The organism is Oxalobacter paraformigenes, from assembly GCF_000158475.2.
In the GTDB taxonomy this organism is placed as follows: Bacteria; Pseudomonadota; Gammaproteobacteria; order Burkholderiales; family Burkholderiaceae_D; genus Oxalobacter; species Oxalobacter paraformigenes.
In genome coordinates this window covers 103704-129443 of sequence record NZ_KI392031.1, presented here as the reverse complement: position 1 = coordinate 129443, position 25740 = coordinate 103704, and the positions used below count along the sequence as shown (strand labels likewise).

Sequence of the window (25740 nt, the reverse complement as noted above, 5' to 3'; positions counted from 1 at the left end):
GTATATGGTTAGACGATACGCCATCAGATATCTCAGTACAGCCTGCTTTCACGAAACAGGCTCTACTGTCATGTTATCAAGATTGTTATGGAACTGCCAGCATAATGGTATGGCCGGGCAACAGCACCTGGAATTCCAGATTCGCATCGGCTGTGAACGTTCCGCTACTGTCGGACAACACCTTCCACCGGCCCGGCGGCAAACGGAAAATAATCGATTGCACCGACGCATTCAGCAATATAAGGCATGAACGGGGAGAGTCACTTGCGCGAATCAGGATACCCATGCTGAAAAGCCGCTTGTTGCTCCATGAACTGCCCAGCTTGTCCCCTCCCGTCGGCGACAGCCAGCGAACACCGGTTCCGGTACTCGCAAAGTCCGTGTGATCCGGAGAAAACCACTTGTTCTGTCTCAATGCCGGATAGGTTTTGCGCAGCTCGATCAGGCGTCTTACAAATTCCAGCAGTCCCATATCGGTTTCTTCCCAGTTCAGCCAGGTGAGTTCGTTATCCTGACAGTAGGGATTGTTATTGCCGTTTTGCGTCTGGCCGAACTCGTCGCCTGCCACCAGCATCGGCGTGCCCTGCGAAAAAAAGAGCGTCGCCAGAAGCGCGCGTCGCAACCGGTTCCGCCGCGAAATGACTTCCTGCAAAGTGGCCTTGCCCTCCTCGCCGCAGTTCCAGCTGAGATTGTGATCGGTACCATCCCGGTTGTTTTCCCCGTTGGCTTCATTATGTTTGTGGTTATAACTGACAAGGTCTCTAAGCGTAAAACCGTCGTGGGAAGTCACATAATTGACACTGGCAGCCGGCAGCCTTTCCCGGACACCGAACAAATCGTCCGATCCGGCGAAACGCTGCGCAAATTCACCCAGAGACGGCCCCTGGTGCAGCCAGAACGACCGCACGGTATCGCGGTATTTGTCGTTCCATTCGAGCCATCCGAAAGGAAAATTGCCGAGCTGGTAGCCGTCCGGCCCCAGATCCCAGGGTTCGGCAATCAGCTTGACCCGTGAAATCACGGGATCCTCTGCAATCGCCCGGAAAAATGCCGAATTGATGGAATAGTCGGTCTTGTCCCGCGCCAGGGAAGGAGTCAGATCGAAACGGAAACCGTCGACATGCATTTCCTCCACCCAGTACCGCAACGAATCCATCACCATCTGCAACACGCGCGGATGTCCCAGATTCAGACTGTTTCCGCAACCCGACCAGTTTTCGTAGCGCGCCGGATTGTCCGGACGGAGATGGTAATACATGGCATTGTCGATTCCCTTGAAACTGAGCATCGGCCCGTCTTCATTCCCTTCGGCGGTATGGTTGTAAACCACATCCAGTATCACTTCAATGCCCCGGCTGTGAAGCGCTTTCACCATATCCCTGAATTCGGAAACCGGCGTCGTTCCCGGACGTCCCGACCAGTAACGATTTTCTGGCGCGAAAAAACCGATCGTATTGTATCCCCAGTAATTGGCCTTTCCGGCCCGTACGAGCCGGGCTTCATCCGCCATGGCGAAGACCGGCAGGATTTCCACAGATGTGACGCCCAGTTTTTCCAGATAATCCAGAATGACCGGCTCGGCCATGGCGGCATAGGTTCCGCGAAGGTTCTCCGGTACGCCCGGATGCCGTTTTGTAAAGCCTTTCAGGTGCAATTCGTAAAGAACCGTCTGCGCCATCGGGATGCGGGGCGGTTCGTCTCCCCCCCAGTCATAAGGCTCGTGCACCACTTTACCTTTCAATGCAATCGCCCCGGTATCGGCATCGGAAGCATCCAGAAACTCGTCCTGGCCCTTGTAACGCCCGACCACCTGCCGCGCATAAGGATCGAGCAGGACTTTCCTGTCATTGAAACGCTGGCCGTTGCGGGGCGAATGCACCCCTGACACCCGGTAAGCGTAAACAAGTCCCGGTTTGCCGCCCCGGAGATAACCGCACCAGACACCGTCTTTTTGGACGGGCAATGGAAGACGTGCCCGTTCTTCCTCTCCCGTATCGTCAAAAAGACACAGAACTACCGACTCGGCGGAAGGCGCAACGAGTGAAAAATTGATTCCGTTGCCATCCCAATGGGCACCCAACGGATAAAGCTTGCCCGGCATCAACCGGAAGTCGCTGTCCATTTCCATCAGCTTTCCTTTCTGATCAGCATACAGGTCGCCAGCGGCGGCGCCGTCACTTCCAACGACCAGGGCATCCCGTTGGCAGGAACCGGCTGCGCCAGCAATTCATGATTGTGAATGCCGCTTCCGCCATAAATCACGGCATCGGTATTGATGATTTCACGATACCAGCCCGGCTGCGGTACCCCGATACGGTAACCGTACCGGGGTACCGGCGTGAAATTGCTTATCACGACAACGAACCGCCTTTCTTCATCCCAACGCAGAAACGAAAAAACCGATTCATCGACATCGTTGTGGATAATCCATTCGAAACCGGCCGGGTCGAAATCCAGCCGGTACAAGGGCGGAAAATCGCGGTAGACCGTGTTCAGATCGCGAATGACACGCTGCACACCGGCGTGCAGGGGATACTGCAACAGATTCCAGTCGAGACTGCCGTTTGCGTTCCACTCCCGGTACTGGGCGAACTCGCCGCCCATAAAGAGCAGTTTCTTTCCCGGAAATCCCCACATGAATCCGAAATACGCTCTTAAATTGGCGAATCGCTGCCATTCGTCTCCCGGCATCTTCCCGATCAGGGATCCCTTGCAATGGACGACCTCGTCATGGGAGAGGGGCAAAATGAAATTTTCGGAATAGGCGTACATCAGACCGAAGCGCATCTTGTCGTGATGGTATTTCCGGAAAAGGGGATCTTCATGCATGTAAGAAAGCGTATCGTGCATCCATCCGAGATTCCACTTGTAATGAAAACCGAGGCCGCCATCCCCGACCGGACGGGACACCGCCGGAAAACTCGTCGATTCCTCCGCCATCGTCACCGCTTCCGGCCGGTCGATCCCGACTGTCTCGTTCAATTTCCGCAGAAAGGCAATCGCCTCGAGATTTTCACGACCGCCATATTTGTTCGGGATCCATTGCCCGGGTGCGCGACTGTAATCGCGGTACAGCATGGAAGCGACGGCATCGACCCGCAATCCATCCACCCCGTAACGCTCTATCCAGTAAAGCGCATTACCCACCAGATAATTCTGCACTTCCGTCCGGCCATAATTGTAAATGACGCTGCCCCAGTCCTGATGGATGCCTTCCCGCGGGTCTTCATGCTCGTACAACGCCGTTCCGTCAAAGCGGGCAAGCCCGTGGGCATCGGCCGGAAAATGGGCCGGCACCCAGTCCAGTATGACGCCAATACCGTAGGCATGCGCCGTTTCGACGAAGTCACGGAAATCTTCCGGCGTTCCGAACCGGGCAGTCGGCGCGTAAATCCCGGTGGACTGGTATCCCCACGAATCGTCCAGAGGATGTTCATTAATGGGCATCAGCTCGATATGGGTAAACGCGAGACTTTTGACATATGGAACCAGTTGTTCCGCCAGCTCCCGATAAGACAGCCAGCGGCGACCGTCTTCCGGTGTCCTCCACGATCCCAGATGAACCTCGTATATGCTGACAGGCGCATCCAGCGCATTCGCCGCCTTGCGTACTTCGTCCGATGGCGCGACAGGAGGCAGCCAGTGCACGATGGACGCCGTATCCGGCCGCAACTGTGAACGAAAAGCATACGGATCGGCCTTCAGCCGGACATTCCCGTCAATATCCCTGATTTCATATTTGTACAGATCGCCCGGCATGACATGTGGGACAAACATTTCCCAGACGCCGCATTCATGCCGGAAACGCATCATGTGCCGGCGGCCGTCCCAGCCGTTGAAATCGCCGACCACCGAAACCCGCTGCGCGTTGGGCGCCCAGACAGCAAAACTGACGCCGGACACGCCGTCCATAACGGCCGGATGCGCGCCCAGTTTCTCATAAGGCCGGTGATGCGTGCCTTCGGAAAGCAGCCAGACATCGATATCGCCGAGAACGGGAGGAAAACGGTAGGCGTCTTCCAGTTCCTGTTCATGCGTTCCCCAGTCGATTTTCAGCCGGTACCGGAACAACTCCTTGCGTCCGGGTATCTCCGCAAACAGCAAGGCCGTATCGCCCAGCCTTTGCATCGGGACCAGTATATTTCCTGTTTTTCCATCGACGACCGCCGCGGAAACCGCCCCCGGCAACAGCGCTCTCACAACAAGTTTGCCCCTTTCCCGGTGCATGCCCAATACGGAAAAAGGATCGTGGTAATCGCCACGAATGACGAGTTCCAGCACTTCAGCAGGCGTTAGCGCATTTTGCATCGTATTTCCTCCAAAGTCCGAACGTCAACGATTGTTCCGGGATGATTCAATCTTACCTCATCCTTACTCGTGAAATACGGAACCGGATCAGAAAAAACGGTATTCCGCCTGCCAGGCTGTTTTATTTTTGCATGAGATACCTACATTTCCGGATAGTTGGGGCCACCGCCCCCTTCAGGCGCAATCCAGACGATATTTTGCGTCGGGTCCTTGATGTCACATGTCTTGCAATGCAGGCAATTGGCGGCGTTGATCTGAAGACGTGTTTTTCCTTCGGAACCGGTAACATATTCGTAAACCGCCGCTGGACAGTAACGGGCTTCAGGCCCGGCATAAACCGGCAAATTGACGGCAACCGGCACATCCGGGTTTTTCAGCGTCAAATGGGACGGCTGGTTTTCCTCATGCATCGTTCCCGACAGATACAGCGATGAAGCGATATCGAACGTCAGTTTTCCGTCCGGTTTGGGATACTCGACCGGTTTGCATTCCGACGCGGGCAACAGATATTCGTGATCCGCTTTCCGGCGATGAAGTGTCCAGGGCGCTTTCCCGCGGAAAACAACCTGATCGATACCGAACATCAGGCTTCCCCAATACAGATTGCGGCCCATCCACGGCTTGAAATTGCGCACTTTAAGCAGCTCGTCATACAGCCAGGATGTTCTGAAAGCGTCAGGATACGCCTTCAGAACATCCTGTTTTCTGCCTTCTGCCAGTGCGGCAAACGCCGCCTCGGCCGCCAGCATTCCCGACTTGATGGCGGCATGAATCCCCTTGATGCGGCCTCCGTTCATAAAGCCCGCGTCGCATCCCAGTAACGTCCCTCCCGGAAAAACCACTTCCGGCAAGGCCTGAATGCCGCCGGCGGCAATCGCACGGGCGCCGTAAGCGATCCGCTCTCCCCCTTCCAGAAAACGCCTGATTGCCGGGTGCGTCTTGTAACGCTGGAATTCCCCGAACGGCGACAAATAAGGGTTTTTGTAAGCCAGTCCGACTGTCAGGCCGATGGCGACTTCACCCTTTTCCATGTGATACATAAAGGAACCGCCATAGGTTCCCGCGTCCAGTGGCCACCCTGCCGTGTGCACCACCAGCCCGGGCTGATGAACCGCCGGGTTCACCTTCCATATTTCCTTGATGCCGATGGCATAGCTCTGCGGATCGCATCCCCGGTCAAGTCCGAATTTCGCGATAACTTCCTTGCCCAGTTGCCCTCTCGCGCCTTCAGCGAAAAAAGTGTACCGGGCGTACAGTTCCATACCGGGCTGGAAACCGGGAGTCGGCCTGCCGTCCCTGCCGATTCCCATGTTGCCGGTAGCCACCCCCCTGACGGCGCCCTGTTCGTCATACAGGACCTCGACGGCCGCAAAGCCCGGAAAAACGTCCACCCCGAGTTCTTCGGCCTGCTGCGCCAGCCAACGGACGAGATTGGCCAGCGAAACGACATAGTTGCCTTCATTTCGCATCGCGCCGGGCAACATCCATCCCGGCGTTTTCAAGGCTTTCTTTTCACTCAGAAACAGAAAACGGTCTTCGGAAACAGCCACGGAAACAGGCGCTCCCCGGTCTTTCCAGTCCGGAAACAGTTCCGTCAGCGCGACAGGATCCATGACGGCGCCGGACAGGATATGCGCGCCGGGTTCCGAACCTTTTTCCAGCACGCAAACCGAGATATCCGCTCCCTTTTCCTGCGCCAGCTGTTTTATCCGGATGGCGGCCGACAGACCGGCCGGCCCGGCGCCGACAATCACGACATCGTATTCCATCGCCTCGCGCGGGCCGGATATACCCGTACCCGGCAATTCTTGTTGGGTCATTTTTTCGGTAACAAATTCAGTTAATGCAAACGAACGGTAATGGAGCTTACCGCAAAATCATGACATGATATCGGGCAAACCGTTAATTTCAAAGTGATAAAGGAGAAAATCAAAAATGACGAGTGACCCATTATCCAATAAAAAACTGGTTTTCGTTTCGCGTATCCCTATCCGCTGGGGCGATATGGACGCCATGGGCCACGTAAACAACGCCGTTTTTTTCCGCTACATGGAACAGGCCCGCATCGAATGGTATTCCCATATCGGCCGCGGCAAAAAGGCGGGCGCCGAAACCGTCGTCGTCCACTGTTACTGCACATACTACGCCCCGCTGGCCTACCCCGGAGAAATCGAGGTCAGGACATACGCGGGTTCGCCCGGACGTTCGAGCTTCGACATCGTGCAGGAAATCCGGCGCAGCGACGACCCCGAAACCGTCTGCGCCATCGGCGGCTGCAAAGTCGTCTGGGTCGATCAGGCAACAGGCAAATCGACGCCGCTTCCCGACATGATGCGCGAATTGATGGTGGTTTGACCGAATACGGCCCATCCACTGCATAGCCGCGTCCAGTCCCGGGGCCGTGACGGCGCGCCCGTTTTTCATGTCAGGAAACGGGTGGCCCTGCCCGAAAACCGGTAACAATTTGATACGCTTTGAACCGGCAAGTTTGTTTACACTTGCCTGTCGGCCGTCATGTTTCTGTTTACCGTCACAATCCGTTTCATCGAAGGCCGTTATAATGTGCCTCCCCTGTCAGGCATTCATCAGGCAGCCTCATGCAAGGATGAAAGACCGGATCGGCGATTTCACGGCCTTGCCTGTCGCCATTCCGGTCACGCCCGAAAACCGCTTTCTGCCGGAAATGACTTATGATGGAACAAGAAAACGAAACGTTGCAGCCCGGCGTTTTTCCGCTGGGCGCGAAAGGATTGATCGCCTTTCTGGCCTTTCTGAGCGCTTTCGTGCCGCTTTCCATTGACCTGTACCTGCCCGCCATGCCTCGCATGGTCGATTTCTTTTCGACCACGCCCGAACTGACGAATTTCACGCTCAGCCTCTTCATGCTGTTTTTCGCCATTTCCATGCTGCTCTGGGGGCCGTTTACCGACAAATACGGCCGCAAACCGGTTCTCTATCTCGGTCTGGTTTTATACATTGCCGGCAGTCTGGTCTGCGTGTTTGCCACGAACATCTACCTGCTGATCGCCGGACGCGTCATTCAGGCCATCGGCAGCGGCGCCATCCAGGCCGTTTCCATGGCGATCGTGAAAGACAATTTCAGGGGATTGGTCATGGAAAAGGTGCTGGTCTGGATCCAGACACTGACCATCTTGTGCCCGATGCTGGCCCCAGTCGTCGGCGCCTTCCTGCTGAAATTCGTCTCATGGCGCGGGCTGTTTGTCGTCCTGACGATTTCCGGACTGTTCGCTTTCCTGCTCTCCCTCTTTCTGAAAGAAACACTGGAAAACCCCACTACCGGTTCCGCCCTGCAATCGCTGGGCCGTATCGGCTTCGTCCTCGGCAATAAAGGCTATCTCGTTTTGCTGGTCGTCTTCTCACTGATGGTCATGCCGGTCATGTCCTTCCTGTCCACCTCATCTTTCATCTACATGGACATGTTCCGCCTGAGCGCCGAGGAATACAGCTACTTTTTCGCGTTCAACGGCTGCTTCGCCATGCTGGCCCCCATCCTTTACATGCGGTTCCTGCGCCACTTGCCGCGCCTGTTTTTCCTGACGGTCTGCTTCATTTGCGTGGCCATCTCCGGCAGCCTGATTCTCGTTTTCGGCGCCATGAACCCGTTCGCTTTCGCCCTGCTTTATGTGCCGGTCACCTTTTTCGGAAGCGCCTGTCGTCCGGCCGGCACCATGCTGATCATGAATCAGATGGACAGCGATAACGGCACCGTCGGTTCCCTGTGGGGATGCGTGGCACTGCTGTTCGGCAGCCTTTCGATGATGCTCTGTTCGCTGGACTGGCCCAACCTGACCATGGCGGTTGGCAGCATCAGTCTGGGCGCCGGGACACTGTGCGTGATTATCTGGCTCTTTGCCGTTTCGCGGAAAATGTTCCGGATCCCTTCCTGAGACGCCCCTGTTAGCCGCCCCGAATCAGCAGCGGCAATCAGGGAAACTGCAAAACCGGAGCAATCTACGCGATTTACCTGCACAGGCTGCCCGGTGGAGACCCTGCCCTTCGGGAAAATACAGAAAATCCGGACAGTCCTGCCAAAACAGAAAAGCGGAAACAGGAAGACCTGTTTCCGCTTTCATATCCGGGAAAACCCCTCCCCCTCCGCATACAAAAATGCAAAAGAAAAAAGAAAAACCGTCTGGCTGGCCCTGTCCGTGCCAAAGCGGACAAAGCCCTTCCTGTCAGATCACGGTGATGTTGGATGCCTGTTTGCCTTTCGGGCCAGTCGTGATGTCGAAAGACACCCGCTGATTTTCTTTCAGGGATTTGAAGCCTTCAGAATTGATGGCTGAAAAATGCGCGAAAACATCTTCGCCGCCTTCGTCGGGAGTGATAAATCCGAAACCTTTAGAATCGTTGAACCATTTTACAGTACCAGTTGCCATTACATATTTCCTATTTCAGTTAAAACAGGCTTGCGCCTTCTTCCATCGTTTGAAGCAAAAACAGAAACGGCAGTCTCGATACCGCACTACTACCCGTACCTCAAAAACGACAGAACCCATCATAAACCATAATTTGCAAGGTTACACGATTTTTTGGGCCGACCATTGACCGCCGACAATTTTTTCCAGCCAGAAAGCGCCAATGATGGTTTTCACATCGGTTACTTTTCCCGTTCTGACCCATTCCAGCAACGCCGCAACCGGCAATCTGAATGTCTGGATAAATTCTTCCTCATCCGGGTGGGCATCTCCCGCCTCCGGATTTCTCGCCAGATAAATGAACAGCTGTTCATCGGAATAGCCGATCGCATTGTGGATCGTCGTCACGAATCGCCAGTCCGACGCCCTGTATCCCGTCTCTTCTTCCAGCTCCCTTTTCGCGCAAGCGAGCTTGTCTTCTCCCTTGTCGATCTTGCCGGCCGGAAACTCGATAAAAATCCGGTTCAGGGGATAGCGGAACTGTCGCTCCACCAGAACAGTCCCGTCGTCGAAAAGCGGCAGGACCACTACGGCTCCCGGATGACGGATGTACTCCCGGGTAGCGACGCCGCCATCCGGCAAACGGATACGGTCTTTCTGCACATTGAAAAAACTTCCTTTATAGACGGTTTCGCCGTCCAGATAGTTTTCGATCAGTTCCTCATCGGAAAATCCGGAGTGACCGTCATTCGATTGACTTTTCATGATGAAATAAAAACGAAACAGCAATTGGCCAAAACACAGGCATGGTAATCCACAATCCGCATTCCGGGAAACGGTTCTGTTTTTCCGCCGAAAACGATGTCGGGAAAAAGCGTCCGAAGCTCCTGAAGTACCGGATACTATGCCGCATTTTATCCTTGTCTCATTGATCGGTTCAAAACCGGCCTGTAAAAAATGAAACCCTTTTGCGCAAAGCCCCCTCCATCATATAGACTGTATTTTTCAATACTCTTTACTCTTCTCTATGCCCCAAGCTCCACTGGCGGAACGCCTGCGTCCCCAAACCATCGACGAAGTAGTCGGTCAGGAACATCTCCTCGGGCCGGGAAAACCTTTGCGCCTCGCATTTGAATCCGGAGAACCCCATTCCATGATTCTGTGGGGCCCCCCCGGCGTCGGCAAAACCACGCTTGCCAGACTGATGGCCGATGGATTCAACGCCGAATTCATTGCCCTGTCTGCCGTTTTATCCGGCGTCAAGGACATTCGCGAAGCCGTCGAACGCGCCCGGCTGATCCGTTCGGGTTCAGGACGCCGGACGATTCTCTTCGTCGATGAAGTCCACCGGTTCAACAAAAGCCAGCAGGACGCCTTCCTGCCACATGTCGAAAGCGGCCTGTTCACATTTATCGGCGCCACGACAGAAAACCCGTCCTTTGAAGTCAATAACGCGCTCTTGTCGCGTGCGGCTGTTTATGTGCTGAAGCCGCTTGACAACGGCAATCTGGACACGCTGGTCAACCGGGCACTGGAACGGGAGCTGGATGGCCTGACTGTCTCGGCCGAAGCCCGAACCCTGTTGCTCATGAGTGCCGACGGCGACGCGCGCAGATTGCTGAATAACCTCGAAATCGTCGCCCAGGCAGCCAGGGCCAAAAATGAAGAGGAAATCGGCGTCGCCCTTCTAAAGGAAACACTGGGTGACGCCATGCGCCGCTTCGACAACAAGGGCGACCATTTTTATGATCAGATTTCAGCATTGCACAAATCCGTTCGGGGTTCCAGTCCGGATGCGGCCCTTTACTGGTTGACGCGCATGCTCGACGGCGGCGCCGATCCGCGTTATCTTGCCAGGCGCATCGTACGCATGGCCTGGGAAGATATCGGGCTTGCCGATCCCAGAGCCGTCCAGATCGCCAATGATGCCGCCAGCACCTACGAAAGGCTCGGCAGCCCGGAAGGCGAACTGGCGCTGGCGCAGGCCGTCATTTACCTTGCCGTAGCCGCAAAAAGCAATGCCGGGTATGTCGCTTACAATCAGGCCCGCGCTTTTGTGAAACAGGACAAAAGCCGCGAAGTGCCCGTCCATCTCCGCAATGCCCCGACCCGCCTGATGAAAGAACTGGGATACGGACACGAATACCGCTACGCCCACGACGAACCCAATGCCTACGCAGCAGGAGAAACCTACTTTCCGGACGGGATGTCGCCCCGGCAATGGTACAAACCGACGCCTTACGGACTGGAGAAGAAAATTGGCGAAAAGCTGGACTGGCTGGCAGAACTGGATAAAAAAGCCAGGAATAACAAAACGTAAATCCACGGTCTTTCGTATGAAAAAGGCATTTCCCTTTTGGGAAATGCCTTCAACTGCGACAAAGACCACCCGTTTACCGGTTCTTAGTCGAACTGATGTCCGAACGAGAGCATAAGGCCACGGGATCTGGCATCGTCCGATTTCTGGTAACCGGCCTGCAAGCCGAAACTGGTGTCGCCTCTCTGTACTTCCAGTCCCAGCATCCCTCGCCAGGACAGATTGTCCATCATGTCGGCGGATGCGCTGTCAACCGCATTGACGCCGGGTACATTGACTCTGGTTTTCACGTCCCTGTCTCCGGAAGCCGGAATGACCGACACATCGAACTTCGGTTTGACCGTCCAGCCGGTGGCCGACTGGTAGTTACCTCCAAACGTGACCCCGATCGGGAACTGCCAGAGGTTTTGCGTTTCGCTGTCATTATGGAAGACTGTTCCCAGATCGTTACGCGTGTTGAACGAATCGGTCTTCAGATTCATGTAACGCGCCCCGATGTGCGGCGTGACATCCATCATTCCCGTTGCCATGCGGTATTCCGCTTTCACTCCGGCCGTCCAGACCTTCGTATCGACATTGGCTTTCAGGTTTCCTCCGAGTGCGGCAGAAACGTCCTGTTTCAGGTCGTTGTCGCCTTTCAGATAACCGATATCCACCACGATATTGGCATTGGCGTTATTCCAGCCGCCATAGATGTTGGCGCCATAAGTATCGTAATCATTCTTCGTGTGATTGAAATCGCCCCTGGATTTGCTATCGCCTTTACCGTAACTCAGGGCAGCGCCGAGGCGGTACTTTTCACTGCCGATGGCTATCCCGGTGTAATCGGTTCCGACGATGATCCCGCCGAAATCGTTATCGTAATTGGAACTGAAATTGCCGGCTTTCAGGCCGCTTCTGTCGGTATTCCGGTACAGGACACTGGCCCACAGGTCCGCCCCTTCCTTGTGCAGCAAGGGAGCGCCCGGCTGGCTGATGTTGCTTGTCAGCGACAAATGTCCAGGGCGCCGGTAATGGCGTCCACTGCCTGGAGGGTAACGGCCTGTGTACCGGCTGCAACCGCGATCTGGGCGGCACCGTTAATCTGGCGGGCGGCATCGCCAGGAGCGACATAACGGCTGTCTGTCGCTCTTGACAGGAAGGCGATTCCGGGATTGGTGCTTTCCGTATTGTTTTGTCCGTTTTGCCAGACACTGTTCATGATGTTTACCGGCATAAGACCCGGGAAAACTTCCTCGGCACGATTGACGCCTGTCGCTTTTACGGTAACGGTTCCCCCCGTATTTTCCATTTCCAGCGACTTGATCATCGCATCGGTAGACGTGAGGTTGACGCCTGACCAGCCACCTTCCGCAATATTGGCCGTACCTGTACCGCCACCGGTAAATCCATCCAGCACGGTAGCTGTCCCGTTCACCTTCAGATAAGTACTTCATGTCAATATACGGATGTCCAACCATTCAGAATGAATGGAGGCTTTTGATGCAAAAAAACAAAGAGAAAACCATTGCACAGGCAATGGGGAAAGCGATTGCACAAAAACGGATGGAAAAAGGTCTGACTCAGGAAAATGTTGCCGAAAAGTTGAATATCGGGTACGAAGCCGTCTCGAGAATCGAACGGGGAACCGTCATTCCCAACATTGTCAGGCTTGTGGAACTGGCCGACATTTTCGAGTGCGGCATAGATGAACTGTTGATCGCCTTGAGCCGGCGACCGATCAATCATGCCAACGCGCTTTTGAAACGGCTTGAGCAACTGGCCGAACCGGACAGGGAACTGTTACTGAACGTCATGACTACGCTTGCCGACAGACTGGCAAAAGGCGATAAACAGTGATGGCCCGAACGAACCGGGTTATTTCCGTTTCTGTTGTCAAAATACAAAACGGATGGGATCGGAAATGGGTGTTTACTGTCCGGATGCCCGGCCAAATTGTCGCTTTATTACAACAGAATACCTCGTAAAAACGCCGGCCTGATGAATGTTTTTCCCGGTATGGCGGCGCGGCAAACGAAAGGCATCGGAAAGGCATTCCCTCCCGCCTCTCTTTTAAAAGGCACAACCACGCTTCCCTCATTTCCTCGGCCAGTTGCGAGTCTGGCGCAAAAAGGAGGCAGGCGCACCAATTCCCGATAACCAGGCACAGACTACGGCAAATTTTATTAATGAAAAAATATTTCCTGTAACGGTCCATTTCCCACAGCCGAATCCGTCCTAACGCAAGAAAAAGCGATTCCCCTGAAGTGCCGGTTTTGAACGTGTATTCTCCCGAAACGCGCCAAAAGGAAATCCGCAAAAACCCTTCATCCGTTTTCTCAACACTCATAAAAACCCGTTTCCATCCGGAAACGGGATATACAATAGTGTTTAAAAACGTTTAAACCCTGACACCATTTTCATTACCCTGTCCGCTGGATATATTTTGGGAAAACATCCTCTCTTGCGAACCAACATCCTGGTCTGCTCAATCATTTTTATTGGTTTTTTCCTCACTGCGGTCTTGAGCTATCGCTCGAATATCGGTGTTTTCGAAAAGGATATCGAACAGGTCTCGACCCTGGCCACGGAAGGGATTTACGCACAAATCGAATCGATATTTTCCCGCCCGGTCAGCGTATCGCTGACTATGGCGAACGACCATTTGCTGAAAACGTTTCTTTCCAGTGAAAAACGTTCCCTGAACAATCCGGAATATGTGGCGAAAATGCGCCAGTATCTGGACGCGTATCGCAGGAAATACCGTTACGATTCCGTGTTTCTCGTCTCAGCAAACACGAAACGCTACTACCATTTCAGCGGACTGAACCGGACACTGGAAAAAAACAATCCGGAAAACACCTGGTATTACTCGTTCATTCAGGACAACGACGAGTATTCCCTGAATATCGACAACGATGAAGCGACTGACGACAGCATTACCGTTTTCGTCAACTGCAAAATCCGCAACGCTCACGGTTCCGTTATGGGGGTTGTCGGTGTCGGTTTCAAAGTCGATTCCCTGCAAAAACTGTTGCATGCCTATGACGAGCAATTCAATGTGGAAGCGTCATTGATCAATGACAGGGGAATCGTGGAGGTCTCGTCGGTAACAAACGGCCATGAAAACGCCGATTTTTTTACCGGAAATCCCCTGTCCGGTTTCAGGGAACGCATCCTCGGAAGCAGCGACGATCCGGAGACTTTCTGGTATTCCCTGGATGGCCGGGATGGATATGTCATCACACAATACATACCCACGCTGAAATGGCATCTGGTCGTCGAAAACGACGTATCGGAAATCCGGAACACATTCCGCCGCCAGCTGGTGATGAATCTGTTCATTATCGTCTGCGTTATCGTTCTCGTGCTTTTTACCATCACGCGGCTGATCAAAAAATACCATGCCCAGATTGTCGAACTGACCGTTTCGCAGGAAACCGAATACCAGCAACTGTTACACAAGGCGACGGAAAAACTGTATGAAAACATTGACGAAATGGATATTACCCGTAACCGTGCGGGAAGCGAAACGACACGGCGTTATTTCGAAAAACTCGGGATGGATGGAAATGTGTCTTATGATGAAGCCCTGAAAACGATTGCACGGCGCCAGATCAAGGAAGAATTCATACCCGGCTATCTCGAAATGTTCAAATCGGAAAACATTCTCGAAAAATACAGAAACGGTATCAACAATCTGAGCTACGATTTCCTGTATTCCGAGGACGGTAAAAATTATCACTGGATGCGGATCAATGCCCAGATTTTCTTCTGGAAATCGGATCAATCCGTTCGCATGGTGGTATACCGGAAAAACATTGATGCCGAAAAAAGGCGCGAACAGGGTCTTCTGGAGGAAACACAAAAAGATCCGATGACATCCCTGTTCAACAAACGGGCAACAGAACAGCTGATTACCGAATGTCTGGAAAACCCGCTTTCCATGAACAGCAAACACGCCTTCCTCATTCTGGATATCGACCATTTCAAAAACATTAACGACAACTATGGACACGCCATCGGTGATGAGGTCATCACCGAATTCGCTTCGGAACTCAAATCGCAGTTCCGTAACGACGATATCGTTGGCCGGATCGGCGGCGATGAATTTGTCGTTTTGCTCAGGGATTACGACCGTCTGGAAACCATACGGGAAAAACTGGACCGCCTTTGCACCAAATTCGCCCGAAAGAATTACGGGAAAAAGAGCTTCCATATTTCCACCAGCATCGGCGCTGCCCTTTATCCGGAACAGGGAGCATCGTACCCCGAACTTTACGAAAAAGCCGATCAGGCGCTTTATTATTCCAAAACGCATGGCAGGGGCGGCTTTACGATCTTCGGAAAGGAAGCCTCAGTCGTCGATGCATCGCGCGTCGATCCGCGGGATCTGGAAACACTTTTGCACAACGCAACGGACGGCATCGCAAAATTTGCCTGTACCGATGACTTCCATCTCCTTTATTACAACCGCAAATGGGCTGAATTGACCGGCATTCCCGATTCCCTGTTATCGTCCCGCAGCTTCAGGGGATTGTCCCTGGTTCATCCCGAAGACCGGGAAAAAACCAGAGCGGTCATATCCGTCGCCATGGAAAGCAAAACGCCGTTCACGCTTTACTTCCGGCTGAAACATCATGACGGACACGCCATTCCCGTCAGATTCAACGGCTGGTTTGTCAGTGAACTTTACGAAAACCGCAATCCGGTTTTTTACGGGATTTATACAGACCTGTCCCATGTCGCCGCCACATCCTTGTGAAATGAAGCGCACACAGGTCTTTCGTGTATGCGCCGCAAGCCGGTTCATGGGACAACCATACAGCATCGCTTAACCCTCCGGCTTCACATGGCGGTTTTTCGTGGATGAAACGGTCGATCACAAGAAATGGGCATAAAAAAAGGACCCGGATCCTTTTTCTCCCGGGTCCCCTTTTTGAGGTGAATCTGGTTTAAATAACACCTTGTGCCAGCATTGCATCCGCAACCTTGACAAAACCGGCGATGTTTGCGCCGCTGATGTAGCTGACCGATCCGTCAGCACGAGTACCGTATTTGACACATGCATTGTGAATGTTTTTCATAATTTCGTTCAAATGCCGATCCACTTCTTCACGCGACCATGACAGGCGCAATGCGTTTTGCGACATTTCCAGACCCGACGTCGCGACACCGCCCGCATTGCTTGCCTTGCCGGGAGCGTACAGAACGCGCGCTTCTTCAAACAGTTTGGCCGCTTCGATCGTCGAAGGCATGTTGGCGCCTTCCGCCACGCAGATCACACCGTTCTTGATCAACGTTCTGGCATCGTTTTCATCCAGTTCGTTTTGCGTTGCACAGGGCAATGCGACATCGACCGGAACACTCCACGGTCTTGCATCCGGAATGAACCGGGCGCCGACTTCGGCAGCGTATTCGCTGCAACGGCCATACCTGACATTTTTGATTTCCATCAGTTTCGCCAGTTTTTCCGGGGTGAAGCCCGCTTCATCGACGACCGTACCACCGGAATCGGAAACGGTAACGACCTTGGCCCCAAGCTGCATGGCCTTTTCAACCGCATACTGGGCTACATTGCCGGAACCCGAAACGGAGACGCGCATGCCTTTAAGATCCTTGCCCGCACGTTTGAGCATTTCCTCGACAAAATAAACCGTACCGTAACCGGTCGCTTCGGGACGGATCAGGGAACCGCCGAAAGACAGGCCCTTGCCGGTAAAGACGCAATCGGTACGATTTGCCAGTTTCTTATACATACCGACCATATAACCGACTTCACGGCCACCGACTCCGATATCGCCTGCCGGAACGTCCGTATCGGCGCCGATATGTCTGTACAGTTCGGATACGAAAGCCTGGCAAAAACGCATGATTTCATTGTCGCTCTTGCCTTTGGGATCAAAGTCGGAACCGCCCTTGCCCGCGCCCATCGGCAAAGTCGTCAGCGCATTCTTGAACGTCTGTTCAAAAGCGAGAAACTTCAGGATGGACAGATTGACGGACGGATGGAAACGCAAACCGCCCTTGTAAGGCCCGATCATCGAGCTGTGCTGAATGCGATAGCCGCGATTGACCTGCACTTCACCCTTATCGTCAACCCAAGACACGCGGAACTGAACGATGCGTTCTGGTTCTACCAGACGATGCAACAGGTTCTGATCTGCATATTTCGGATTTTTTTCAATGAAGGGCCACAGACTTTCCATAACTTCCGTGACGGCCTGATGGAACTCAGGCTGATGAGGATCGCGCTGTCGGACGCCCTCCAAAAACTCTTCAAGACTTTGTTTCATTGAAACATCCAATCAAAAAATAAATATGGAACAATGCCCTGGCAAAATACCGCCGTTTCTCTCCCTGCCGGAAAAGGCGCAAACGTTTTCTGCCCGGGCTTTTTCCCGTCATGAGTGTTTAATTGCCCATTACGGGGGATTCATTATTGCAAGATAATTCACGCAAGTAAATGTACGATGACGCATAATCCCGCATACCGGACGGTTTGGTTTCATTTTTTCCTGCGCCTGGCAACAATTCGCAAAAGGAATGTTCCTGCGCAAAACCGGCGCACCGCAAAACCGGTCAGAATTCCGTGTTCGTCCCCCCGGACGGATGGCAACAGGATTTAATTTTTCCAAAGAACCGGCAAATTGCTACAATGCTTCTTTTGTCATTACAGTTCATACCATGATCGACATTCAGCTCCTTCGCAAGGATATCGACGCTGTCGCAGCAAAGCTTGAAACCCGCAAATTCGAACTTGACGTGGCAACTTTCAACGCGCTTGAAGCGCAACGCCGCCAGCTTCAGACACAGACTGAAGAAATGCAGGCCCGGCGCAATGCGCTTTCCAAACAGATCGGCATCCTGAAAAGCAAAAAAGAAGACGCTTCCGCCGTCATGGCCGAAGTCGGCGGACTCGGCGACAAACTGAAAGCCAATGAAGCGGCCTTGTCTGAAGTACAGGCGAAGCTTTCCGGATTCATGCTGTCCATTCCCAATTTGCCGCACGAATCGGTTCCGGTCGGCCCCGACGAATCGGCCAATGTCGAAATACGGCGCATCGGGACGCCGCGCGAATTCGATTTCGAGGTAAAGGATCATGTCGATATCGGCGTTCCGCTCGGACTGGATTTCGAAACGGCCGGCAAGCTGGCGGGCGCGCGTTTCTGTGTCATGCGCGGCAACATGGCCCGCCTGCACCGCGCACTGGCCCAGTTCATGCTCGACGTCCAGACCATGGAACACGGTTACACGGAATGCTACACCCCTTACATGGTCAATGCCGACAGCCTTTACGGAACCGGGCAGCTTCCCAAATTCGCGGACGACCTGTTTGCCGCCAAAAAAGGAGGACAGGAAGGGGAAAACGAAAACCTTTACCTTATCCCGACAGCCGAGGTGACCCTGACCAATACGGTACGCGGGGAAATCCTGTCGTCTGGCCAGTTGCCGATCAAACTGACGGCCCATACTCCCTGTTTCCGTTCTGAAGCCGGCAGTTACGGGCGCGACACACGCGGCATGATCCGCCAGCACCAGTTCGACAAGGTGGAAATGGTCCAGATCGTCCATCCTGAAAAATCCTACGAGGCACTGGAGGAAATGGTCAAGAATGCAGGACGCGTTCTCGAAAAACTGGGATTGCCGTACCGCGTCGTATCCCTTTCAACCGGTGACATGGGTTTTTCCGCCGCCAAAACCTACGATCTGGAAGTCTGGCTTCCCGCACAGAACACCTACCGGGAAATCTCGTCCGTTTCCAACTGCGAAGCCTTTCAGGCCCGTCGCATGCAGGCCCGTTTCAGAAACGAAAAAGGCCGTCCCGAACTGGTTCACACCTTAAACGGTTCAGGCCTTGCCGTCGGCAGAACACTCGTTGCCATCCTCGAAAATTTCCAGCAGGCCGACGGCAGCGTGACTATTCCCACTGCGTTGCAGCCTTACATGAGCGGTCTGACCCGGCTTGTTCCGAAAACCGCCGACACCGGGAAAAAGTCGTGATTTTTGATGGAAAGCCGGAAAGACCCATCAGGTTTTCCGGCTTTTTTTCATTCAAACGTTCTGCCCGCTTTTTTCCACACAGTCTGTCACGCGGTCTTTTTGCCTTTTTATTTTCATCCTTTTCCCGTAACGAAAAAGGCTTTCAAGCGACGGAAATTATCCAAAATGGCGAAAAACACCATGCGTTCCGGACCATTTCAGTCTTCCCAAACATCCGGATTCTGCTTTAAAACGGTATCCTGTTTGCCCTTGCTTTGCAGGGAATGGCCCGAAAACCCTCCTTTGTTGTCCGTTTTTTCGTAAGTCAGAGACAAGAGCAGAACCGAACGCGCAGGAAGCTCCCAAATTCCCTATACAGGAATTGTCGGAATCCGCATTTCGTGCCCGGATGGCTTGCAAAAGCACAGGATGACTGACGTATTTCAAGCCGATTGCATACCCATCGTTTTCAATGTCATGGTTTTCGCTCGCACCAATGGAACAAGTCAGGGACAGGTTCAGCCCGTTCAGACTGGGACTGTCGTATCGCGTTGTTTCACTGATGCGGATGGCACGTTGGCCGCCTAGATCATGGAACCGATCCCATTCTGGAAAAAAGGATCCAGAAACTGGATGTATTCGTTGGAAATTTCACTCATCCGTCCAAAACGGATGCTTCTCCAATCTCCGGCCAGCCCGACATTGGATGCACCCTCCCAGTCCACTTTGGTGGCCTCTGTTCCATTACGACTTTCCAGCTGGAAAGTCGTTTTAAGGCCGCCTCCGAGATCTTCATTGCCTGTAAAACCAAGCCGGTTATTGGTGTTTTCTCCCATTTTCAGGTCACTGCCCGTTTGCTTGATATAGCCGGTATCGACAATACCGTTATCCTGACGTCAGTTTGTGCATGGGCCATACCGGAAACCACCCCCAGCATAGCCAAGGCTGTAACCTCTCTTTTCATAGCCTGCTCCTTACATCAAGGTCTGGCTGGCTGTCAAAAGCCATTCATTCGAAGATAAAACTCCGGACCCGCGGAAATATTTATCCAGACAATACCCTCTGACACAGCCACGCAAACCGCATGCGGAAAAAACGGCACAATTCGCTAACCGAATTGTGCCGCTTATCAATACACTGAACCGGATCGACAGAGAGACTGGATCAACCTTTCAGAAGATATCAATATCCAACTGCCAGACCGTCGCCCCGTGGATCGGTGGCGCTATACATCAGATTGGTTTGCGGATCGATGAGAATGGCGCCCGCATGCCCCATGCTGTCGGTGAAATCGTCCAGTTTCGCCACCGGATGTCCCCGTTTTTTGAGTTCATCCAGCACCGCTTGCGGAATACGGCCTTCCATCTTGAGATCGTTGGAAGAGGCACCCCACGTTCTGCCGTGCAACCAGCGCGGCGCGGCAACGGCATCCTGCGGGAACATGCCGAAATCGACGATCCGGGTGGCAATGGCCGCCTGTGTCTGGGGTTGCCCTTCCCCGCCCATGGTTCCGTAAACGAGATACGGTTTTTTATCTTTCAAAAGCATCGCGGCATTCAAGGTATGGAATGTCCGTTTTCCCGGTTCCAGACGATTGATGTGATTTGGGTCGAGCGAGAAGAAACTGCCGCGGTTCTGCAACAGCACGCCCGTTCCCGGCGGAACGATGCCGGAACCGAAATCGTGGTAAATACTCTGGATCAATGAAACGGCATTCCCGTCTTTATCGACCACACCGATCCAGACGGTATCGCCTTTCGGATCGAGCGGCTTCAGACTGCTGGCCGCCCTGTCCATCCTGATGCGTGCAGCCTGATCCTTGCCGTGCTGTTTCGAGAGGAGGAAATCCAGCGGTATCTTCGAGAAATCCGGATCGGTCAGATACTTGTCACGATCGGCAAAAGCTTCTTTCGTCGCTTCCACCATGACATGATAGTAATCGGCCGTGCCTTCGCCAAGTTTTTTGACGTCGATATTGTTCAGGATGTTGAGAATTTCCAGCGATGCCATGCCTTGCGTGTTGGGTGGCAGGTTGTAAGCCGTAAAGCCCCGGTAATCGACCGTCAGCGGCTTGACCCAATCCGCCTTGTGATCGGCAAAATCCTTTAACGTGAGTACACCGCCATGTTTTTCCAGATCGGCAACGATCTTTTTGGCAATGGAACCACGATAAAACACTTCCGCCCCATCTCTGGCGATCAGCTGGTAAGTATTTGCCAGCTCCGGCAATTTCATGACTTCGCCCACTTTATAGGCCGAACCGTCCGGTTTCAGATACGTCTGCCTGAAACCGTCGAAACGTTGCATATTGCGGAATTCGGAATCCTTTGGATCGATATTGATTTCCTGCCAGCGGTGCAGGGACGCCGTTACCGGAAAACCGTCCCGTGCATAGAGAATGGCGCTGTTAAACAGCTCCTTCCACGCAAGGCCGGGATTGCTCATATTGGCATGCGCGTATTTGTAGGCGGCGTCCCATCCCGATACCGTACCGGGAACCGTATTGGCTGCCAGATAACCTCTGGAAGGAATCTTGTCATACCCTTTGCTTTTGTAAAATTCGATAGTCGCTTTCTCTCCCGACCTGCCGCTGGCGTTCAACGCCCTTACTTCTTTTGTTTTGGCATTGTAGATCAGCCAGAAATTGTCTCCGCCCAGCGTCGTCATCTGCGGATACACCACATTCATGGTAGAAGCGACGGCAATAGCCGCATCGACCGCATTTCCTCCGTTTTGCAGAACTTCCAGTCCCGCAACCGACGCCAGATAGTTGGGGGAAGTCACTGCCCCGTATTTGGTAATGGGATTGATGCATCGGGAAGGCGTGTCACAATATTTTCCGGGAGATTTTTCCGCCAGAACGGAACCTGCAGTCATTAACATAGATAAAGCCACCGCTGAGAAAGTTAAAGTTGAAATACATTTTCGCATAACCAGACCTTTCATCGTAAGACTTAAAAGGAAAAATTGCCTGCCATGAAGTCCGTGGCGGCAAAACCGATACCGGCAATACAGGTGCCAGCAATACTTCCAGTGCGAATTTGCTTTGGCGCAGTGCCGGATTCAACTCTATCCCAAATTCCTGATTACAAACCTGTTTTTTCTTTTTTTGGCTGAAAATGATACATTTTCGATTTTCCGCTTCTGGGGAAAACGGAAGTGCGTTATAGTTATTTGTTAAGGAAACACTCATACCCCTTCCCGCCTGGCACGATTCTCTAACGTATGTTTTTTGCCCTCCTCTTTCAGGCAGAACCGGAAAAAAGCGAAACGGCGCTTGCCTGTAGAAAACCGTTCCCTCTTGCCACCACGCCGCACAACGATTCGTCGGGAAGAAAAATCAAGGAATGCCGTTTCCGGGAAAAGGCGGCAAAACAGCAAGCCCCCGATTACCCGGCCAGACTTGTCAACCATCCTGATTTCCGGCCTTTCAGACATAGTTCGTCAAGAAATCCGTGTTTCCCGACTGTCCCTGTTTCATACGGAAATTCAAAATAGGTTATAGTTATCACCCTCGGGTGTGATCTTTTTAATATTCATGTCCAGCCCCCAGGGGCAAAACCCTTTTTAAAAACAGGATTACCCTTTGTAAAAAACATTCATGTTGAAATCCATTTGTATTTATTGCGGTTCTTCCACAGGAACATCGAAAGTTCACGCCGAAACCATGCAATTGCTGGCGCGCGAAATGATCAATGAAAACATTGCACTGGTTTATGGTGGCGGAAAAGTTGGCCTGATGGGTGTTCTGGCCGACGAAATGATCCGCCTTGGTGGAGAAGTCACGGGCATTATCCCGAAAGACCTGATGGAAAAAGAAGTGGCGCACGAAGAATTGACGCGCCTTTATATCGTCAAGGACATGCACGAACGCAAAGCCATGATGTCCGATCTGGCAGACGGCTTTATCGCGGCACCGGGCGGCATCGGCACCATGGAAGAATTATTCGAAACATCCGCCTGGTCGCAACTGGGCCTGCATGACAAACCCATCGGCATTTTGAATGTGGACGGGTTTTACGACAGCCTGATTTCGCTGATCAATCATCTGGCAAAAGAAGGATTCGCCCAGGAAAGCTATGCCGATTCGCTGATTGTCGAAAGCGATCCCAAAGAATTGCTGAGACGCCTCCGTATCGCCGCGACTCCTGCCGAAAAACCGGTCAAGGCACCCGGCCGTTTTCTGATTTAACCGAGTGTTTCCATCGCCTGTTCAAGATCCGCAATCAGATCTTCCGGATCTTCCAGCCCGATATAAAAGCGGATCAGCTGGTTTTGCCTCAGGTTCCAGTCCCGACGGTCGGGGCGGATCCGGTAAGGAACGGCAAGGCTGTGCGTTCCACCCCAGCTGAATCCCATCCTGAACAGTTTCAGGGCTTCGAGAAACCGGTCGGTCTGTTCTTCAGTATAAAGTTCATTAAACAGGACGGAAAAGAGCCCGCTCGCTCCCGTAAAATCCCGTTTGAAAATGGCATGTCCCGGGCAATCCGGAAACGCGGGATGCAAAACACGGTGGATTTCCGCACGATTCTTCAGCCAGTGCGCGACCGTCATGGCCGATTCCCCGCTTTTTTCAAAACGCACTTTCAGGGAAGACAGACTGCGCAACACCAGATAGGCATCGTCAGCTCCAACGCCCATGCCCAGACGCATATGCGCCATACATATACGCCGGAACAACTCGCCATCTCTCGTAATAACGGCCCCCATCAGCAGATCGGAAGCGCCTCCCTGATACTTCGTGACAGCCTGAACCACGACATCGGCCCCATGTCCAAAAGCGTCGAAAGCCAGGCCGGCCGACCAGGTATTGTCAAGAACGACAAGCGCGCCCTTTTCGTGCGCCGCCTTGCAAATGGCGGGAATATCGGGCACTTCCATCGTAACCGACCCCGGTGTTTCGGCCCAGACAAGCCGTGTATTGTCGCGAAGCAGCCCGGCAATCCGGCCGCCGATCATCGGATCGTAATATCGCACATGAATACCGAAATCCCTGGACAGCCAGTTTCCCAGTTCCCGGTTGGGATTGTAAATATTCTCCGGAATCAGCACATCGTCTCCGCTCTTTAAGAAAGCGAAATCGACAATCGTAATGGCAGCCAGCCCGCTGGGAGCCAGAACGGCGTGTCTTCCTCCCTCGATTTCCGCCAGTTGCGCTTCCAGCGTAAACGTCGTCGGCGTCCCGTGCAGCCCGTAGGTGTAGGAATCGCGGCCGATCCATTCACGCGAGCGCAACGCGTCCACGCTGTCGAACAATACGGTTGACGCGCGATACGTCGGCTCCGGAAAAGCGTCGAAGCCTTCAGGCGCAACGTAATCGCTATGATTGATACGAGTCTGTTTCGATACCGGTCTTTTCATGCCGTTTCTCCCGTTTTTTCCCGCTTTCCATGTTGAATTTTTCCGGACGCAGGAACCATCTCTCCCCATAAATCGTGTGCATCGGCGTCATGAATCAATACATCGACGAATTCACCGGGCGCCAGTTTGCGGCGCATTCCTTTGGGTTTTCGGACATAAACAACCCCGTCTATTTCCGGCGCATCGGCCGAGGAACGGCCGAGGGCCCCTCCTCTTATGGTTTCATCGACCAGTACACGCAAGGTCTTTCCGATCTTTTCCTGCAAGCGTTCGTATGAAATCGCTTCCTGCAATTGCATCAGGCGCGCCCTTCTTTCCTCACGGATTTCTTCCGGTACCGCTCCCGGCAAATCGTTGGCTTTTGCGCCCTCGACCGGCGAATAAGGAAAACACCCCAGCCGGTCGATCCGCGCTTCCTTCAGAAAATCCAGCAAATAGGTGAATTCCGCTTCTGTTTCACCCGGAAATCCCGCAATAAAGGTCGAACGGATCGTCATATCGGGACACATCTTTCGCCATGTCTGAATACGCTCCAGATGTTTCTCACCGCTGGCCGGCCGCCTCATGCGCTTCAGTACATCCGGATGGGCATGCTGGAATGGCACATCCAGATAAGGCAAGACACCCCCCTCATTCATGAGGGGAAGCAAGTCATCAATGTGCGGATAGGGATAAATGTAATGCAGCCTCACCCAGGCCCCATACTTTCGGGCCAGGCGCCCCAACTGTTCCGTCAGTTGCGTCACATGGGTTCTGACCGGGCGGCCATTCCAGAAGCCCGTCCTGAATTGGATATCGAGACCATATGCCCCGGTATCCTGCGAAATGACCAGCAATTCCTTAACGCCGGACTGAAACAGCATTTCCGCCTCGTCAAGCACTTTGCCTACAGAGTAAGATATCAGACTTCCCCGCAAATCCGGAATGATGCAGAAAGTGCAATGATGGCTGCACCCTTCGGAAATCTTCAGATAAGCGTAATGCCGTGGCGTCAGCTTGATGCCCTGCGGCGGCACCAGATCGACAAAGGGTTCGTGCGGACGCGGCAAATGCCGGTGAACGGCGTCCATCACCTGCTGTACGGAATCGGGCCCTGTCACTTCAAGCACTTTCGGCAAGACGCTTTTGATGAAACCGGCTCCCGCCCCATCTTTTTTGGCACCCAGACAGCCGGTCACAATCACTTTTCCGTTTTCTTCAAGCGCCTCGGCAATCGCTTCCAGGGATTCCGCTTCGGCCGCATCGATAAAACCGCAAGTATTGACAATGACCAGACCGGCATCCTTATAGGTTTCTGCCGTTTCATAACCTTCAGCCCGCAATCGGGTCAGAATCCTTTCCGAATCCACGAGCGCTTTCGGACAGCCAAGCGATACAAATCCGACCGTTTTCCGCTTATCCATCATAACTTAC

At 53.3% G+C, this 25740-nt stretch carries 21 protein-coding genes; 7 read left to right on the top strand and 14 right to left on the bottom strand.

The window, feature by feature from the left end; all coding sequences use genetic code 11:
- Positions 1–85 precede the first annotated feature (85 nt).
- The 3 genes from glgX to OFAG_RS03905 all read right to left on the bottom strand — a co-directional run bounded on the left by glgX (position 86) and on the right by OFAG_RS03905 (position 6128).
- Positions 86–2128, bottom strand: a complete 2043-nt coding sequence (gene glgX / locus OFAG_RS03915) for a glycogen debranching protein GlgX (protein ID WP_005877797.1) — start codon at positions 2126–2128, stop codon at positions 86–88.
- Entirely contained in the window at positions 2128–4308 is a 2181-nt protein-coding gene (gene glgB, locus OFAG_RS03910; protein WP_005877799.1) for a 1,4-alpha-glucan branching protein GlgB, read from the bottom strand. The genes glgX and glgB overlap by 1 nt, the downstream gene beginning before the upstream one ends.
- A 140-nt stretch (positions 4309–4448) precedes the next feature.
- Positions 4449–6128, bottom strand: coding sequence for an electron transfer flavoprotein-ubiquinone oxidoreductase (locus OFAG_RS03905; RefSeq protein ID WP_005877800.1), 1680 nt, complete (start codon positions 6126–6128; stop codon positions 4449–4451).
- Between the two features lie 115 nt (positions 6129–6243).
- On the opposite strand from OFAG_RS03905, the gene OFAG_RS03900 reads away from it, so the two are divergent.
- Positions 6244–6663, top strand: a complete 420-nt coding sequence (locus OFAG_RS03900) for an acyl-CoA thioesterase (protein ID WP_005877802.1) — start codon at positions 6244–6246, stop codon at positions 6661–6663.
- 335 nt (positions 6664–6998) lie between these two features.
- Positions 6999–8216: a Bcr/CflA family efflux MFS transporter gene (locus OFAG_RS03890; RefSeq protein WP_005877804.1), complete on the top strand. Its 1218-nt coding sequence runs from the start codon at positions 6999–7001 to the stop codon at positions 8214–8216.
- Positions 8217–8504: 288 nt separating this feature from the next.
- On the opposite strand, the gene OFAG_RS03885 is transcribed toward OFAG_RS03890, so the two are convergent.
- Together OFAG_RS03885 and OFAG_RS03880 are read right to left on the bottom strand one after the other, a co-directional pair.
- Positions 8505–8708: a cold-shock protein gene (locus OFAG_RS03885; protein WP_005877807.1), complete on the bottom strand. Its 204-nt coding sequence runs from the start codon at positions 8706–8708 to the stop codon at positions 8505–8507.
- Positions 8709–8849: 141 nt separating this feature from the next.
- Positions 8850–9452, bottom strand: coding sequence for an NUDIX domain-containing protein (locus OFAG_RS03880; RefSeq protein WP_005877809.1), 603 nt, complete (start codon positions 9450–9452; stop codon positions 8850–8852).
- A gap of 262 nt (positions 9453–9714) precedes the next feature.
- Here OFAG_RS03880 and OFAG_RS03875 point away from each other — a divergent pair, with 262 nt between their 5' ends.
- Positions 9715–11007 carry a replication-associated recombination protein A gene (locus OFAG_RS03875; RefSeq protein WP_005877811.1) on the top strand — a complete coding sequence of 431 codons (1293 nt, stop codon included), beginning with the start codon at positions 9715–9717 and terminating at the stop codon, positions 11005–11007.
- Positions 11008–11090: 83 nt separating this feature from the next.
- Here the strand turns inward: OFAG_RS03875 and OFAG_RS03870 are convergent, their stop codons facing one another.
- Together OFAG_RS03870 and OFAG_RS03865 are read right to left on the bottom strand one after the other, a co-directional pair.
- On the bottom strand, positions 11091–11999 hold the full coding sequence (locus OFAG_RS03870; protein ID WP_005877813.1) for an autotransporter outer membrane beta-barrel domain-containing protein: 909 nt from the start codon (positions 11997–11999) through the stop codon (positions 11091–11093).
- Positions 11990–12403 carry a hypothetical protein gene (locus OFAG_RS03865; RefSeq protein ID WP_020994821.1) on the bottom strand — a complete coding sequence of 138 codons (414 nt, stop codon included), beginning with the start codon at positions 12401–12403 and terminating at the stop codon, positions 11990–11992. The genes OFAG_RS03870 and OFAG_RS03865 overlap by 10 nt, the downstream gene beginning before the upstream one ends.
- An 83-nt stretch (positions 12404–12486) precedes the next feature.
- Between OFAG_RS03865 and OFAG_RS03860 the strand changes: the two genes are divergently transcribed.
- Positions 12487–12843 carry a helix-turn-helix domain-containing protein gene (locus OFAG_RS03860; protein WP_005877816.1) on the top strand — a complete coding sequence of 119 codons (357 nt, stop codon included), beginning with the start codon at positions 12487–12489 and terminating at the stop codon, positions 12841–12843.
- Positions 12844–13447: 604 nt separating this feature from the next.
- Complete coding sequence (locus tag OFAG_RS03850; protein ID WP_231371663.1) at positions 13448–15748, top strand: sensor domain-containing diguanylate cyclase; 2301 nt, start codon at positions 13448–13450, stop codon at positions 15746–15748.
- 190 nt (positions 15749–15938) lie between these two features.
- Here OFAG_RS03850 and gdhA read toward each other — a convergent pair whose 3' ends face one another.
- Positions 15939–17279: an NADP-specific glutamate dehydrogenase gene (gene gdhA / locus OFAG_RS03845; protein ID WP_005877818.1), complete on the bottom strand. Its 1341-nt coding sequence runs from the start codon at positions 17277–17279 to the stop codon at positions 15939–15941.
- A gap of 391 nt (positions 17280–17670) precedes the next feature.
- Here gdhA and serS point away from each other — a divergent pair, with 391 nt between their 5' ends.
- A complete protein-coding gene (gene serS, locus OFAG_RS03840; protein ID WP_005877819.1) occupies positions 17671–18987 on the top strand; it encodes a serine--tRNA ligase in 1317 nt (438 codons plus the stop codon).
- A 563-nt stretch (positions 18988–19550) separates the two neighbouring features.
- Here serS and OFAG_RS12730 read toward each other — a convergent pair.
- The 4 genes from OFAG_RS12730 to OFAG_RS13660 form a co-directional block, all read right to left on the bottom strand.
- The gene (locus OFAG_RS12730) at positions 19551–19802 is read right to left on the bottom strand and encodes a porin (protein ID WP_005877821.1); all 252 of its coding nucleotides are present in this window, start codon (positions 19800–19802) and stop codon (positions 19551–19553) included.
- Positions 19803–19804: 2 nt separating this feature from the next.
- Positions 19805–19930 (bottom strand): hypothetical protein, encoded by a 126-nt coding sequence (locus tag OFAG_RS14435; protein ID WP_020994818.1) that lies wholly within the window; start codon positions 19928–19930, stop codon positions 19805–19807.
- Between the two features lie 218 nt (positions 19931–20148).
- Positions 20149–21897: a gamma-glutamyltransferase gene (gene ggt / locus OFAG_RS03825; protein WP_005877823.1), complete on the bottom strand. Its 1749-nt coding sequence runs from the start codon at positions 21895–21897 to the stop codon at positions 20149–20151.
- A complete protein-coding gene (locus OFAG_RS13660) occupies positions 21794–22159 on the bottom strand; it encodes a hypothetical protein (RefSeq protein ID WP_155979179.1) in 366 nt (121 codons plus the stop codon). The genes ggt and OFAG_RS13660 overlap by 104 nt, the downstream gene beginning before the upstream one ends.
- A 408-nt stretch (positions 22160–22567) precedes the next feature.
- On the opposite strand from OFAG_RS13660, the gene OFAG_RS03815 reads away from it, so the two are divergent.
- Complete coding sequence (locus OFAG_RS03815) at positions 22568–23158, top strand: LOG family protein (RefSeq protein ID WP_005877824.1); 591 nt, start codon at positions 22568–22570, stop codon at positions 23156–23158.
- On the opposite strand, the gene OFAG_RS03810 is transcribed toward OFAG_RS03815, so the two are convergent.
- Both OFAG_RS03810 and rimO read right to left on the bottom strand, forming a co-directional pair.
- The gene (locus OFAG_RS03810) at positions 23155–24327 is read right to left on the bottom strand and encodes a cystathionine beta-lyase (protein WP_005877825.1); all 1173 of its coding nucleotides are present in this window, start codon (positions 24325–24327) and stop codon (positions 23155–23157) included. The genes OFAG_RS03815 and OFAG_RS03810 overlap by 4 nt on opposite strands.
- Entirely contained in the window at positions 24324–25730 is a 1407-nt protein-coding gene (gene rimO, locus OFAG_RS03805) for a 30S ribosomal protein S12 methylthiotransferase RimO (RefSeq protein WP_005877826.1), read from the bottom strand. Before rimO ends, OFAG_RS03810 begins: the two co-directional genes overlap by 4 nt.
- Between the last annotated feature and the right edge of the window lie 10 nt (positions 25731–25740).